12 protein-coding genes are annotated in these 16,289 nt (G+C 35.7%); 4 read left to right on the top strand and 8 right to left on the bottom strand.

The window, feature by feature from the left end:
* Positions 1–5: 5 nt before the first annotated feature.
* From P700755_RS02405 to P700755_RS02370, 8 genes are all read right to left on the bottom strand, one after another.
* Entirely contained in the window at positions 6–218 is a 213-nt protein-coding gene (locus tag P700755_RS02405) for a DUF4266 domain-containing protein (RefSeq protein ID WP_003437259.1), read from the bottom strand.
* Positions 215–1,195, bottom strand: coding sequence for an FAD:protein FMN transferase (locus tag P700755_RS02400; RefSeq protein ID WP_015023163.1), 981 nt, complete (start codon positions 1,193–1,195; stop codon positions 215–217). The genes P700755_RS02405 and P700755_RS02400 overlap by 4 nt, the downstream gene beginning before the upstream one ends.
* Complete coding sequence (locus P700755_RS02395; RefSeq protein WP_015023162.1) at positions 1,185–1,613, bottom strand: thioredoxin family protein; 429 nt, start codon at positions 1,611–1,613, stop codon at positions 1,185–1,187. Before P700755_RS02395 ends, P700755_RS02400 begins: the two co-directional genes overlap by 11 nt.
* An 82-nt stretch (positions 1,614–1,695) precedes the next feature.
* Positions 1,696–3,075, bottom strand: coding sequence for a sensor histidine kinase (locus P700755_RS02390; RefSeq protein WP_015023161.1), 1,380 nt, complete (start codon positions 3,073–3,075; stop codon positions 1,696–1,698).
* Positions 3,075–3,752: a response regulator transcription factor gene (locus P700755_RS02385; protein WP_015023160.1), complete on the bottom strand. Its 678-nt coding sequence runs from the start codon at positions 3,750–3,752 to the stop codon at positions 3,075–3,077. Before P700755_RS02385 ends, P700755_RS02390 begins: the two co-directional genes overlap by 1 nt.
* 2 nt (positions 3,753–3,754) lie before the next feature.
* Positions 3,755–4,906, bottom strand: coding sequence for an efflux RND transporter periplasmic adaptor subunit (locus P700755_RS02380; protein WP_015023159.1), 1,152 nt, complete (start codon positions 4,904–4,906; stop codon positions 3,755–3,757).
* Between the two features lie 4 nt (positions 4,907–4,910).
* On the bottom strand, positions 4,911–9,236 hold the full coding sequence (locus P700755_RS02375) for a CusA/CzcA family heavy metal efflux RND transporter (protein ID WP_015023158.1): 4,326 nt from the start codon (positions 9,234–9,236) through the stop codon (positions 4,911–4,913).
* A 36-nt stretch (positions 9,237–9,272) separates the two neighbouring features.
* A complete protein-coding gene (locus P700755_RS02370; protein ID WP_245535994.1) occupies positions 9,273–9,635 on the bottom strand; it encodes a hypothetical protein in 363 nt (120 codons plus the stop codon).
* A 306-nt stretch (positions 9,636–9,941) separates the two neighbouring features.
* On the opposite strand from P700755_RS02370, the gene P700755_RS02365 reads away from it, so the two are divergent.
* From P700755_RS02365 to P700755_RS02350, 4 genes are all read left to right on the top strand, one after another.
* Positions 9,942–11,519 carry an NADP-dependent glyceraldehyde-3-phosphate dehydrogenase gene (locus tag P700755_RS02365; protein ID WP_015023156.1) on the top strand — a complete coding sequence of 526 codons (1,578 nt, stop codon included), beginning with the start codon at positions 9,942–9,944 and terminating at the stop codon, positions 11,517–11,519.
* A gap of 109 nt (positions 11,520–11,628) precedes the next feature.
* Positions 11,629–13,335, top strand: coding sequence for an OstA-like protein (locus P700755_RS02360; protein ID WP_015023155.1), 1,707 nt, complete (start codon positions 11,629–11,631; stop codon positions 13,333–13,335).
* A complete protein-coding gene (locus P700755_RS02355) occupies positions 13,325–14,521 on the top strand; it encodes an aspartate aminotransferase family protein (protein ID WP_015023154.1) in 1,197 nt (398 codons plus the stop codon). The genes P700755_RS02360 and P700755_RS02355 overlap by 11 nt, the downstream gene beginning before the upstream one ends.
* Before the next feature lie 79 nt (positions 14,522–14,600).
* Positions 14,601–15,962 (top strand): tetratricopeptide repeat protein, encoded by a 1,362-nt coding sequence (locus tag P700755_RS02350; protein ID WP_015023153.1) that lies wholly within the window; start codon positions 14,601–14,603, stop codon positions 15,960–15,962.
* Positions 15,963–16,289: the final 327 nt, after the last annotated feature.

Here is a 16,289-nt window from a genome sequence, read left to right as displayed (position 1 = left end):
TTATTTTAATTACAGCCGCAACCGCCGCCTGTTTTACCTCCATTTGCTCCAGCTGCTGCTTCGCGGTAGGATTGAAAGGTTGATTTATACTTATCTAAATCTCGCTCTGATAATCGCATATCAGGATCGTTGATATTGATTTTTTCGTATTCTTTTACGGCTACACAAGACATAAAGAAGAAACTTATGAGCGTCAATTTTGTGAGTGTTTTAATCATGGTGTTGTAATATTTATATGTGTTGACGTGGCTAGGCTTCCGTCATTTTTTACAATAATGGCTTCCACATCGGGAAGTTGATTAATCATATTTAATCCTACTTCGCTACCCATTACGAAAATGGAGGTTGCTAGAGCGTCAGCTAATTCTGCTTTAGGAGCAAAAACAGTAACACTCAATATACCTTTGGTGGGCATCCCTGTTCGAGGATCAATAATATGGGCATAGCGCTCCCCATCGATGAGCAGAAATTTTTCGTAATTGCCAGAAGTGACAACGGCATTATTTTTTAGGTCGAATAATCCATAGTTCTTAGAGTTATCCATAGGGTTGGTAATTGCAACTTTCCAGAGTTCACCCTTAGGTTGAAGCCCCCAGGCATTCATATCTCCAGAGGCATTTATAATTCCTCCAGACACTCCTTTTTCCATCAGTAGGCTTTTAGCTTTATCTGCTGCATAGCCCTTACCAATGGCGCCGAAGCCGATTTTCATTCCTTTTTGAGTTAAGAAAACAGTTGAATTTTTTTCATCTAGTTTAATATTCTTGTATCCAATAGCATTTACGGAGGAAGAGATCAAAGCTTTATCTGGTACTTGTGTTTCTTCGCCATTGAATACCCATATTTTATCTATGGCCGCAAAACTTATATCGAAAGCACCGTCGGTTATTTTTGAAATAGCAATGGACCGTTTGATAAGCTGAAACAATTCATTATCGACTTGAACCGGCTTAAGACCAGCATTACGGTTTATAGCAGACGTTTGAGAGGTAGATTTCCAAGAGGATATCAATTCTTCGATGCGTTGCATCTCTACAACAGCTAAGTCTATGTAATTTTCTGCTTCTTTTTTTGAATCAGCTATAACGGTAATATCAAAGTTGCTTCCCATTAAGCCCAACTCTCTCTTAAAAATATCCTGAGCCTGAGCGGCAAAATTTATTAAAACAAGCAAAATCATTAGTTTACTTCGCATATATGGCAGTTATGTAATCATTTGGTGATATGTTTTTATAACCTAATTTATTAAGGACTTCACCTTCGCTGTTTAGCAATAATACAAAGGGGAAGTATCCACTAGTATTATATTCTGCTGCAAGAGCATTGTTTTTATCTTGTATAGCCTTGGACGGCTTATTGCTTTTACGCCTAGGAAAGTCTGCGCGTACCAATATCAATTTTTCACTGGCATGAGCTTTAAATTGTTCACTTTGCCAGATTTGGCGGTCAAGTTTAATACAAGGGGCACACCAGTCTGAACCTGAAAATAGAAGCAAGATGTCTTTGTTATTTTTTTTGGCTTGTGTTTTAGCTTCTTCTATATCGTAGGTCCAGTCTTGTGCAAAACTTGTGAGACCTAGGCATAGAAACATGATTAACGCAGTTAACTTCATAAGTTTTATTTTTACTTACAAAATAACGTCAAGAAAAAGCATTTACTCTAGGAATGAACAGATCTTAAGCGAATCTTAAGTTTCAAGGTGTTCTTGGAATTTTAAGACTAAAACAAGTGCATTCATCAGAACTTACATGGATTTTAATCTTTAATAAATCTATGGCTTTAGCAACGATGGCAAGACCTAAGCCATAACCTTTCTCAGTATTTTCGTGATACCTGTTTCTGAAAAAGGGATTGAAAATGTCGTTGATTTCATCGGCTGGAATCTTTTTGCCTTTATTACAAATAGAAAGCTTCAAGTGATGGGGTGTCGGTTCTAGTGAAATAGTAATCCTAGTTTGGTCTTCGCCATACTTTACCGCATTAGAAATCAAATTATCAAGGACTAACCTTAAATAAGTTTTATGGGTTTGTATCTGGCAATCTTCAGATTTATCTAGTGTAATACTGATGCCTTTTTGTAAAATATCCTTTTTGTAGTTTATTAAAATGGCCTCTATTTCGTCGTACAGACACAGCTCCTCGGTTTCTAGATTCTTAAGGGTATGGCTGTTTAATCTAGCAAGAATGAGTAATTTTTCAACGGCATCAGACATGTCGTCAATTTTATTAATATTGTTTTTAATTTCTTCGACATACTGTTCTGGCTCACGTTTTTTTCTAATTAAAACTTCCAGATTTCCCTTGAGAATTGCTAACGGTGTTCTGAGTTGGTGAGAAGCATCTGCCGTGAATTGCTTTTCGCGTTTTACGGCAGCATCTATTCGGTTTAAAAAGTTGTTAATAGCATTAGACAGAGTTTCTAATTCATCACCATTACTAGTTTCAGGAATGCGCTTGTTGAGGTTGTTCGAGCTAATTTCATTTACGGTTTTGGCTATAAAAGTCACAGGCTTAATGGTGATCTGCGATATGAGTCTAGACATGAAAAATGTAATGACCAGTAAAATAGGATAGATAAACAATAAGGTATCTAAAAGTGTTTTTATGACTAACTCTGCGTCGCCCAAAGGAATGGCGATGGCAATAAAGCCTTGAATGGTGTTGTTCTCTATAAGCGGAAATTGAATTTGCCTGATGTTCTCACCATCCAAATTTTGATTGCCGATAAAGGTATTCTCTTGTTGAAGATCGATTTCTAGGCTGCTTTCACGAAGATTTGGCGATTTGTCTAAACCTTGACCTTTGGCGTTGTATAACTCAACAAATAAGGGATAGACTTCAATTTCTATATGCTCACGCTCTAGCCACTCATCTTTATAGGCGAAATAAACGCTGTCTTTGCTAAACATTACTTCATTGATGTGCTTCTTGGCTTCAAATTTTAATGCCACATCGATTTCACTAAAGACAGTATTTTTAACGGTAAAATAAATAGCAATAAATACAACAATAGATATGCTTGCAATACCTAAAACTGAATATAAAGCAATCCTACTTTTAATCGATAATTTCATTACTCATCAGCTATAAAACCAACCCCGCGAACGGTTTTGATAAGTTCATTTCTATCAAGCTTCATTTTTTTCCGTATGGCATTCATATAGACATCTAAGACCCCAGAATCATAGTCGAAGTGAATATCCCACACGTCTTCAATAATAGATTGCCTGGTGCATACTTGTCCTTTGTGGCGAACTAAATGAGCCAAAAAATTAAATTCTTTATCGGTTAAATTGATGGGTTTTTTCGACTTTAAAACCTGATGTTTACTCATGTTCAAGGATAAGTCACCGAGATGCAATACCTCATCTATCTTATAATATAAACGCAAATGAGTTTCAATTCTTGCGAGAAGCTCTTCAAAATTAAAAGGTTTTTTAATGTAATCGTTAGCACCGCTTTTTAAGCCTTCAATAGTATCTTCTATGGTATCTTTAGCGGTTAAAAAAATAATTGGTGTTGAAATGTGTTCACTTCTCAATTGTTTGCAAACGTCAATGCCTTTTAGTTTTGGCATCATCCAATCTAGTAAAATTAAACTGATGGAATTGTGTTTTACAAGTTTTAAAACCTCTTCACCGTTTTTAACCACCAAACACTGGTAACCTTCTTCGGTTAAGCCTTTTTTCAAGAGTTTAGCAATATCAACTTGGTCTTCTGCTATTAAAATGGTGTAATTTCCCTTGTTCATAATTAATGACTGTGACCACCGCCACCTGTTGTAATAATATCAAATACGCCTCGGATTAAAAACTGAGCTTCTGTATCGACTTGTTCTGAGTTTAAAATAGGTTTGAGCCCATTTTGAGGCGAATGCGTATCCACTTCAATTTTATTGAAGGTGTATAAATTATCGGTTTTAGAATTGAGTTGTAAGACGAAGGTTTCCCCATCAACCTCAGTAAAAGCCGTCTCAGGCAAAGCTAAATAGTCTTTAGAATCAGATTTGAAATAGGCATTTACAAACATGCCAACCGAAAAGTTGACGTTCTCATTTTTGGGATGTGCATGAATGCGAACGCTCCTGTTTTCATTCACTTCAGCGCCAATTAACTTCACATAAGCATTGAAAATTTGATCGGAAATTTCAGGAATTTTAAAGCTTAAGGTATCCCCTTTATGGATCTTTAAGATGTCTTTTTCAAAGACATCCAGTTCAAGATGAATATGATCGACATCAAGAATCTCCATGATCATTTCAGATTTAGATAAAAACTTACCTTGGGCGACATTCAATTTTGAAATTTTACCACTAATAGGAGCGTAAATATTAATTTCTGATGTGAAATTCCCCTCAGCGATTTGCTTAGGATTTAGGTTCATTAATTTAATTTGCTCAACTGTTGCTTGAAGTTGCGCTTTAGCTTGCAGAAAGTCGTTTTTTGTAGATTGAAAGACTTTTTGAGCGATGATTTTGTCGTTGTATAAGTTCTCTTTACGCTCAAACTCTGATTCTACAAATTCCATGTTGCTTATCGCTTCTGCATAATTCTGTTGAAACTTAATAAAATCAGGATTTTTTAAGGTCACTAATAAATCACCTTTTTGAACTTCGTCACCAATTAAAAGTCGAGTTTCAGAAATATATCCATCAAAATAAGAACTCACAGTAGCTCGATTCTCGGGGGGAACATCTATCATTCCAGTCACTTGAAATTGCTCTGAAAATCTATTTTGTTTTAAATTCCCTAATTTTAATAGCACTGTTTTAAATTGCTCGCTTGTCACCTCTATTAAATCCTCGTTTTCACTGTGCTCTTCTTCATCTGAAGTAGACGTGCTATCATTACAGGATAAAAATAGCAAGTTGAATAGGAATAGGCTTGTATATATATATCGTTTCATAAGTTTAGTTTAGTAAAAAATAATTTAAGGCTATAATAGTCTGATTATAATCACGCAGTTTTGTCAAATAATCTAGTTGAATGCGCTGGGCATATTCTAGACTTTGCACATATCTAAAAAAATCGATTTCACCAGCTTTATAACTCAGCTTAGCCGTTTTTAATAGTTCATCGGCAATTTTTAGTTGATTTTCTTCATAGTTATTCAAGGCGTCTTGCTGCACTGAAAGCTGATTGATCAATTGGTCTTTTTGCTGGGTTAAGTCGATTTGAGCATCTTCAAGAGCCGCCTGTTTTGCAAGGGTAGTGATTTCTGCAGATTTAATCTTAGACCGATCCCCGAAAAATAATAAGGGGATATTTAAGCCAATTTGATACCCGTTAAAATTTTTATCGATAGCCGAATTACTTCTGATAAAATAACTGGCGGAAATCCCAGGCAGTAACTCATTTTTAGCTAAAGCTGAGTTGCGTTTTGCTAATTTTTGATCTAATTCTAATGCTGACAAACTCAGATTTTCAGAACTGGTGTTCTCCATATTCAGTTGAAGCTTGTAGAGCGTTTTCTCCCTCAAGACCAAACTTTCTTGGCTCTGCAGCAAGCCTTTTATAGCGAGTATGCTATGGGTCAACTCTTGCTTTAGCTGTTCTTGTTCAATAGTGATTTGATTGGCTTTGGATTGCGCGGTGATCTTTTCTAAATAATTTGATTCTCCTTCTTCAAACTTTCGTTTAGCCATGCGCGAGAAGTCGGTATAGATCTTATAAATACTATCATATATTTCCAGTTTTGCCACAGCTTCAAGATAATTTTGATAATTAACTTGAAGGGTTTTAATCTTTCTGATTTCTACAATACTATATTGCGTCCTTGCCAGCTTCGTTTTAACTTTATTCAACTTCAATCGGCTCCCATAGACTGTTGGGAAGTCAAATTGCTGAATAATACCCCATTGATACAAAGGTTGATTCGCAATAGGATCTGCCTCAGATTCATCATAATTTTGATAAATCTGGGCATTATTAAAAGTAAAAGCCTGTCCTTCGGCAGCTTCAGTGCTTTCCGCTCTAAGTTGAGCTGCTTTTAACTGTTTATTGTTATCGAGCATCTGTGTTTTCAGACTTTCAAATTCATCGTCTTGAGCATTTGCTGTAAAACCAGCGCAACCCATCATCAGAATAAAAAGACTCGGCTTAGGATTTAGCCTTAATTTGGTTACATTATTTTTTAGGGCATAAAGCACTGGAAGTATTATTAAAGTGAGTAGGGTAGACGTTATCAAGCCTCCTATCACTACTGTAGCTAACGGACGTTGAACTTCTGCACCTGCACCAGTTGAAATAGCCATAGGTAAAAAGCCTAAAGCTGTAGAACTAGCCGTTAACAAAACTGCCCTTAGGCGATCTTGTGTAGCATCTATTATATGTTGTAAACTCAATTTATCGTGGGTTTTTAAGATATCTTTAAAATATTCTACTAAAATGATTCCGTTCAATACGGCTATACCAAATAAGGCAATAAAACCGACCCCTGCCGAAATACTAAACGGCATATCTCTTAACCATAATAAGAACACACCACCAACAGCAGAAAATGGAATAGCGGTGAAAATAAGCAACGCGTCCTTATGAGTTCTTAGGGCAAAAAATAGCATGATATAAATCAAGACTAAGGCGATGGGTACTGCAATTTTTAAACGTGCTTTGGCACTTTCTAAATTCTCAAATTGGCCTCCATAAGTCATGGTATACCCAACGGGTAAGTCTAGATTTTCATCAATAATTTTTTGTATATCTGTAACGACAGATTCTAAATCCCGGTTACGAACATTTACGCCTACCACAATACGGCGTTTGGATTCATCTCTGGAGATTTTGGCAGGACCTCTATCAAAAGTAATATCGGCGACTTCATTCAATGGAATTTTACCATAACCTGGAGTATCAATCATCAAATTCCTTAGATCATCGATATCTTGGCGTTCAGTGTCCTGAAGTCTCACCACTAAATCAAATCGCTTTTCGCCTTCAAAAACAACACCAGTTGTTCTACCAGCAAATCCTGCTGTTATAACCTCATTAATACTTTTTATATCCAGTCCGTAACGACCTATCTTATCCCGTTTATAATTGACCAGCATTTGTGGTAAGCCCACAATTTTTTCTACGGAGATGTCAGCAGCACCCTCTACATTTTCAATAAGAGACTTGATTTCATTCCCTTTCCGAGCTAAAACATCTAAATCCTCTCCAAACACTTTTATAGCTATATCTGAGCGTACTCCAGTAATTAATTCATTAAAACGCATTTCAATAGGTTGCGTAAATTCAAGATCCATTCCAGGAAAAACCGATAGCGCCTCATCAATTTTTTCGGCTAAGCCTTCTTTGGTATCTGCCGACGTCCACTCCGATTTGGGTTTCAGGCGAACAATTATATCAGAATCCTGCATCGACATTGGATCGGTTGGTACTTCAGCAGCACCAATACGGGAGACCACTTGCGTTACTTCAGGAAATTGCTCAAGGAGTATTTTTTCTATAGCAGTAGTGCGTTCAACTGTGCTTTTTAAGGATTTGCCTGTTTTTAAAATGGGTTGAATTACAAAGTCACCTTCATCAAGTGTGGGTACAAATTCAGCACCCATTCTAGTAAATGTAAACACACCAAGTGCAAGTAAAACTACCGCTGAAATCAGTACGGGTTTAGTATGATTTAAAGCCCATTTAATGGAAGGCAAATACAATCGCTTAACGCCATTGAGGAGTTTAGTAGATATAGTAAAACTTGACTTAGATTGTGGTTTCAAAATCAAACTACAGGCTACTGGGACCCAGGTAAAACATAGAATCATTGCACCAATGAGTGCAAAGCTGAAGGTGAGGGCCATAGGCCTAAACATCTTACCCTCTATGCCACTTAATGACAATATAGGTATAAAGACAATCAAGATGATTAACTGACCAAAAATGGCTGAATTTAGCATTTTGGATGCCCCCTTAGAAGTGATTTTGTCTTTTAATATATTGATTTCAGTCGATGTTTTGTTGGAAAACTCATTGGAGCGTTGCCATAATTTAAAAGCGACAAACTCAACTATGATCACTGCACCGTCAATGATGATTCCAAAGTCTAAGGCACCTAGACTCATTAAATTAGCGTCAACGCCAAAGATATACATCAGGCTGATTGCTATTAAAAAACTAAGCGGTATAATAGAGGAGATCACTAGACCAGCACGCCAATCTCCAATGAGTAAAACCACAATAAAGGCAACCACCAAAAACCCTAACAACAAATTCTCAGCAATAGTATAGGTTGTGCGTTGTATTAATTCTGAGCGGTCTAAAAAGCCATTAATATACACCCCTTCAGGTAAAGTAGTTTCAATTTCTGCTATGCGTATTTTTACTGCATCAATGACACGTTTTGAGTCGGCATCTTTCAGCATCATCACTTGCCCTAGAACTTTTTCACCTTCGCCATTACCAGTAACAGCGCCAAAGCGTCTGGCATAACCAAAACCAACCTCTGCAATATCCTTGATATAAACAGGTTGATTGTTGCGAGTGGTAACACTTATGTTTTTAATATCTTCTAAACTTTTAATAAGTCCTTCACCTCTTATAAAATAGGCTTCTTCATTTTTTTCGATATAACTGCCACCAGCTACAGAATTATTGTTTTCAAGAGCTTGAAAAACTTCAGCAATAGTGATGTTATTAGCTTGTAAGCGTTTGGAATTAATACTAACCTCGTATTCCTTTAAGTAGCCTCCCCAGGTATTAATTTCAACGACACCAGGAATTCCAGATAATTGTCGGCGAACAATCCAATCTTGAATGGTACGCAATTCGGTAGCATCATACTGGTCCTCGTAGCCTGGTTTGGTTTCTAAAGTATATTGATATATTTCGCCTAAACCAGTTGTAATAGGTCCCATTTCTGGAGTGCCAAACCCTGATGGTATCTTTTCAGCTGCAGATTTTAGTTTTTCGGCAATGAGTTGACGTGGTAAATACGTGCCTAAATCATCTTCAAAGACTATGGTAACCACTGAAAGGCCAAACTTAGAGACCGATCGTATTTCTTTAACACCTGGTAGATTCACCATCTCCAATTCGACGGGATAGGTGATAAACTGTTCAACATCAGTAGTAGAGAGGTTCCGTGATGTTGTGATCACTTGTACTTGATTGTTGGTGATATCGGGAACGGCACCAATTGGTATTTGGGTTAAGGAATAAACCCCAAAACCAACAATACAACTCACCATTAATAGGATAAAGAATTTAGACTTTAAGCTAAATTCAATAATTTTTGATAACATGAAATTTTAAATTGAAAATGAAACAATAAACTTGAATTATATCAGAGTATACTGTTTCGGTGGCTGAAGAATATCAGTTTCAATTAATAAATCAAATTGTGAAGTATAATTAAAATTATTCAGGACTATTTCGAGAGGGGCTGTTAGCCTTAGACTTATGACCTGAGGTAATTCAAAGAAAAAAATGTGGGAGTAATGCTGGCATTTTTGAAAAGGAAGGTTTTGATGTTCATCGTGTTCTTTTTCGTGCGCCTCTTTTTGATTACCATAGTGTAAGTCAAAAAACTCTAAAAATGAATTTTGATGTTCGGTTTTATGAAGCTCGTAATGCTCTGCCAAATTATTGAGGTTGGCTAAATTAGCAGCATTTAAACCAAACGATTGTAAGGTAAAAAGCATGACTAGTAGATATGAAAACACATTCTTCATAGTCGCAAATATAGTGTATTTTTAATTTTGTAAACTTAAGATTTGCCTAATAATGCCTGTTCTAAGCGAAACGTAAAATTCTTCAATTAGAGTTAATCTTTGTCTCTGGAATTTCGGCTCTATTTTTTATACACTTAGTGGTTTGAGATAGGTGTGCTGATTTTTATCAAAACGGATGCATTACTAAAGCTTAACAAATCATTTTACTTAGTTATAATAGATCGATAAGTTAGTTTATTAAATTGTGACATATTTCAATAAAACCCTTAAAATATTATGTTAAATACAAATTTAGATACAATTGATTCATTACTTCATCAAAATACATATTTAGATAACGGTAAACTAGTCAACTGGGATGGAAAGATGGATGAGGTATATTCAACAATTTCTACGAGTTCAGAATACAAGCCAACCTTACTTGGTACTGTCCCTCATATGGATGAGCCAACAGCCTTGGCAGTTTTAAATTCGGCTGTGAATGCCTACGATAAAGGAAAAGGACAGTGGCCAACCATGCGCGTAAAAGATAGAATTGAATGTATGAAATCCTTTGTGGAGCATATGCAAACCAAACGAACTGAAGTTGTAAAACTACTGATGTGGGAAATAGGAAAAACGCTACCAGATTCAGAAAAAGAATTTGATAGGACTGTTCAGTATATTTATGACACAATAGATAATTACAAACAGCTGGACAGGGATAGTGCCAAGTTTGAGAAAACAGATGGGATCAACGCTCATATTAGAAGAGGACCGCTCGGTTTGGTTCTATGTTTAGGACCTTACAATTATCCATTGAATGAAACTTTTGCTTTGCTTATCCCAGCTCTGATTATGGGAAATACTGCTGTTTTTAAACCTGCCAAGTTCGGAGTTCTTTTATTATCTCCTTTGCTAGAGGCTTTTCAAAAAAGTTTCCCTGCCGGAGTTATAAATGTAATTTATGGAAGAGGGAGAGAAGTTGCAGTTCCCATCATGAAAACAGGTAAGATTGATGTTTTAGCACTTATAGGACACTCAACTTCTGCCATTGCTCTTCAGGATCAACATCCTTACAAAAATAGATTGAGGCTTATACTCGGTTTAGAAGCCAAAAATCCAGCTATTATTCTTCCAGATGCAGATTTAGACTTAGCTATTGAAGAGTGTCTTAATGGATCATTATCTTATAATGGACAGCGCTGTACAGCCCTTAAAATCATATATGTCCATGATGATATTAAGGATGAGTTTAATAAACGATTTTCAAAACGAGTGGATGAGCTTAAGTTTGGTCAGCCTTGGGAAGAAGGCGTAAAATTGACACCACTTCCAGAGCCAAACAAACCCGCTTATATTAAGGAGTTAATCGAGGATGCCAAAGAAAAAGGAGCTAAGATTCTCAATAAAAAAGGAGGAACTGTTACCGATAATTATATTTATCCTGCGGTATTATACCCCGTCAACGAATCTATGCGTGTTTATCAAGAAGAGCAATTTGGCCCTGTGGTGCCTATAAAATCCTTTAATGATATACAAGAACTGTTGGATGAAATAGCAAAATCTAATTATGGACAGCAGGTCAGTTTATTTGGCAAAAATGTCGATACCCTTGCACCGCTCATAGATGTATTGGTAAATTTGGTATGTAGAGTCAACTTAAATAGCTCTTGCCAACGAGGACCTGATGTTTTACCATTTACTGGGCGTAAGGATTCTGCAGTCGGAACTTTGAGTGTTCATGATGCCTTAAGGTCATTTTCTATAAGAACTTTTTTAGCATCAAAAGACAACCCTCATAATAATGATATTATTCGTAAACTTTTGGAAAGTAAAACGTCCAACTTTGTGAGTACAGATTATCTTCTTTAATAGTTTTTGAAGGGATTTAATTTGAAGTTATTTGTTATACTTAAAGTAGCAATTTATTGCTGCTTTTGTTTTAATAAAAATGTAATTTTGCCAGCCTAAAGTAATCGATTTGAAATACCTTATAGTTTTAGTATCTTTTTTGCTTTTTGTAAACATTTCGTATTCTCAACACGGAAAAAAAATAGATTACACTAGCGATAGAACTCGTGTGGATGAAGTGAACTATCCGGGTGCTTTTATCTTATCGAAAGTCAATAATCAGGTTTACTTTCTTCATGACGGTATTGAGGTTTGGTGCGATCGAGCTATTTTTTATCAAACGGACGACTTTTTTAGAGCTTTTGGGAATGTAAGAATGAAGCAGGGCGATACGGTTAATATGACTAGTAAGTATGCCGAGTATAACGGATATACCCAATTTGCCTTTGCTAGTGAAGATGTTGTATTAACTACACCTAGTAATAGACTCACGACAGATTCCTTGTTTTTCAACAGACTTAAGCAAGAGGCTTTTTACAGAAGTGGTGGAGCTGTAAAGGATTCAGCATCTACTATTACAAGCGTGATAGGTAGATATTTTATGAATCAAGAAAAATTTTCGTTTCGGAAAGATGTTAAAGTTAGAAATCCAGAGTATGATATTGACTCAGATTATTTAGATTTTTATTCTGAGAAAGGCCATGCTTTTTTGTATGGTCCTTCTACGATAACAAGCGAAACGAGTACAGTGTTTTGCGAGAGAGGATTTTATGATACGCGAAAGGATAATGGTTTTTTTGTCAAAAATTCAAAAATAGATTACGAAAATAGATTGCTAGAAGGGGATAGTATTTATTTTGATAGGCCTACTGGATTCGCTTCTGCAACCAACAATATTAAAGTCACCGACACGGTGAATCAATCGGTTATAAAAGGTCATTATGCGGAGGTATTTAGGATGAAGGATTCGCTATTCATTACAAAAAATCCACTCGCCGCTATAAAACAAGAGCAGGATTCAGTCTTTATAGCAAGTGATACACTTATGGTTACAGGAAAGACTGGAAATAGAGATATTCGTGCTTTTTATGATGCTAGATTGTATAAATCGGATTTGAGTGGGAAAGCAGATTCTATACATAGTAACGAAGCCACTGGACTCACTAAATTGATTCGAGATCCAATTCTGTGGTCAGGTGAAAGTCAAATTACTGGAGATACCATTCATTTAATCAGTAATACAGAGACGGAACAATTAGATTCTCTTAAGGTTTTTTATAATGCGTTTATGATCCAAAAAGACTCCATAGACGGCTATAATCAAATTAAGGGGAAGGAACTTTTTGGATTATTTAAGAATAACGAAATCTATGAAGTTAATATCATTCGAAATACAGAATCCTTATTCTTTTTGAGGGATGATACCTCTGATCTTTTAGGCATTAACAAATCGATCTCGGCTAAAATTAAAATTTTATTCGAAAAACAAGAAATCTCAGATGTCTACTATTACAATGAGGTGGATTCCCAAACGCATCCAAGTTCTATGTTTCCAGAAAATGCAAGAAAATTAAAAGACTTTAGTTGGAGAGGAGATGAGCGGCTGATGAGTAAAGCGGACTTGTTTAAAGGGAGAGATAGTTTGGTTTTAACTAAAATAAAGGGTCTAGAAGATCCTGATATTTACGGTGACTTTTTTGAAGGAATAAGAGAGTTAAACTCAAATTCAAATTTAGAAAAAGCGGACTTAAAACCCTCAAATACAGGTAAAGTTCCGGAGGATAAAAAATTGCCCTTAAGAAAAATAAAAGCTGTAAAAATAGATGATGAAAAGTGATTTTTTAGACTTCCAGGCACAAACGACTCCCCATCCCTTAGGAGTTGAGGTAGTCTCTGCAGAAGGCTCTTATATTTATGCAAAAGATGGAACCCAATATCTAGACTTTGTGGCAGGTGTTTCTGCCTGCGGTTTGGGTCATAGACATCCCAAAGTGATTGAAGCTATAAAAAATCAGCTAGATCAATATATGCATGTCATGGTATATGGGGAATACATACAATCTCCAGCGGTAGAATTTACAAAGCTTTTAGCACAGCAATTACCTGAGCCTTTATCACAAACTTACTTGGTAAATAGCGGTACAGAAGCTATTGATGGAGCGATGAAGTTGGCTCGAAGGGCTACTGGTAGAAGTCAGATTATAGCTGCCAAAAAGTGCTATCACGGTAATTCTTATGGGGCGTTAAGTTTGATGGATTATGAGGAGCGTGTAGCACCGTTCAGGCCGTTAGTTGGTGATATCACTCACCTACAATTTAATACAGAAATTTGTTTCAATATTATAACAGAGCGAACTGCAGCTGTTATATTAGAAACTATCCAAGGGGGAGCCGGGTTTATTTTGCCTCAAAATGATTATCTAAAAAAAGTAAAGCAACGCTGTGAAGAGGTGGGAGCCTTGTTGATTTTGGATGAAATCCAACCTGGATTTGGGAGAACAGGAAAGCTTTTTGGCTTTCAGCATTTTGATGTGGTCCCGGATATACTCGTTTTAGGAAAAGCTATGGCTTCTGGATTACCAGTAGGCGCTTTTACAGCTTCTAAAGCTCTAATGAGCCTATTAAGTGACAGCCCGAAACTAGCCCATATTACTACTTTTGGAGGTAATCCTGTGATTGCTTCAGCTTGTAAAGCTACGTTAGAGGTGCTTCTTTCTACATCCATCATACAGGATGTAGATCGTAAAGAAAAACTATTTAGAGAGTTGCTTCAGCATGACCTTATAGAAGAAGTAAGGGGTATAGGACTAATGCTAGCTCCGCTATTTAAAAGTGATGAAATTGCTAATTATTTAGTGCTAGAAGCTAAGACCCGAGGCCTTATTTTATTTTGGTTGCTGTATGAAACAAAAGCCGTAAGAATTTCTCCGCCATTAACCATATCAGAGGAAGAAATTATTAAGGGCTGTGGCATTATTATTGATCTATTAAATGAATATACTAAATTAAAAAAAGGAGAATAACTTGTGGATAACATTTTATTAAATTTGCTTTTAAATTGAAAAAAGACCTTTACCTTAACCAAAACTTAAATCATTTTGTATGCAATTAGGATCCTCTCATCACGATGACTTCGATTTTCCTATAGAGAAATTTGAAATGATGTTGAAAACCAATGAGATATTGTTTTTTGACGCGACGGAGTTTGAAAATATAATAGGTCATTATATAGATAGCGGTCGTTTGGCTTTAGCTAAAAAGGCCTTAAAACTTGCTTTAGATCAACACCCAAAGTCGGTTAATTTACTTTTGATGAAGGCAGAATTGTTTTCTTTTGAAGATAAGTTCGAAAAAGCTATGGATTTGTTGGAAAGCCTTAAGTCTTTGGAGCCCAATAATGAAGAAATATACATTCTTATTGCAAACATCTACTCTAAGCAAGATCTTCATCTAGATGCTATCAAAATTTTAAAAGAATCTTTAAACTTTGCTGATGATCTCCTAGAAATCCATAGCATTATGGGAATGGAGTATATGTTTTTAGAAGATTTTGAAAATGCTAAGCAAAGTTATATCAAATGTCTAGAGAACGATGAAAGCGACTCTACCGCCTTATATAATATTATTTATTGTTTTGATTTTTTAAATCAAAACGAAGAAGCAATTCAGTTTTTAAAATCTTTTCTGGATCGTCAACCTTACTGCGAAGTCGCTTGGCATCAACTCGGAAAGATATATTTCGAAAATAACCTGTTCGATAATGCCCTAGAGGCTTTTGAATATGCAATTATCTCAGATGAATATTTTATAGGGGCGTACTTAGAGAAAGGGAAGGTGCTAGAGCGTCTTAAGCGATATAAGGATGCTATAGAATGCTATGTCCTCACCCTTCAAATTGATGATCCCACTGCTTTCGCCTATTTGAGAATTGGAAAGTGTTTTCTCAAGTTGAATGAACCTGAAAAAGCTTTAAAGCATTATAAAAAAGCGCTACATGAAGATCCTTTGTTGGATAAGGTGTGGTTAGCGCTTTCCGACTATCACGTCAAAATTAAAGATTACAAGAAGGCTTTGTACTACATCAATAAAGCTATTAATATCGATGAAGAAAACGTTCTGTATTGGAAGCACTTTGCTATTATAAATCTAGAATTAGATAATATTAAAGACTCTGCTCTTGGTTTTAAAAAAAGCCTTGAACTCGGTAATTATGAGCTAGAAACGTGGATTACTCGTTTGGATATTCTTATAGAACTAAAGCATTTTAAAGATGCCTTACAAACTTTAAAACAGGCCGAGGTTTTCTTTACAGATTTTGCGGAATTAGAATACAGATATGCAGGTGTTTATTTTGAATTGGGAGATTACAAAAATTCAAAATTGCATTATAATAAAGCCATGCAACTAAACATTCATTATAATTTTGTATTGAATGATTTATTCCCTTCTTTTAAACTTGACTAAAATCTAACTTTTTAGCTGAAGGTGATAAACTTGGGTTACATACTTTACACAGGATTAAATTCAAAGTGTTTTGATATATTCTTTAAAGCTTCTACAGTGTAAAAAAAAGACATGAGTTTAGTTATAGCTAAAACCATCAATAACTAAACTCTTCTGAAATAGATTTACTTTTTAAAAGACTTTTTTGGTAAAATAATCTCCGGAAGGTTTAATATCAATTTAAACCTATGATGTCGAAATAATTTATTTCTCTTTCGCCTGCTTTTATCAAAAATAATTATTGTAACGATGGCTATGTTAATTATTTTTAATTTCGATTAATCAAAA

The organism is Psychroflexus torquis ATCC 700755 (assembly GCF_000153485.2).
Classification (GTDB): Bacteria; Bacteroidota; Bacteroidia; order Flavobacteriales; family Flavobacteriaceae; genus Psychroflexus; species Psychroflexus torquis.
The sequence above is the reverse complement of the archived record's forward strand: the minus strand, read 5'-3'. Positions and strand labels throughout refer to the sequence as shown.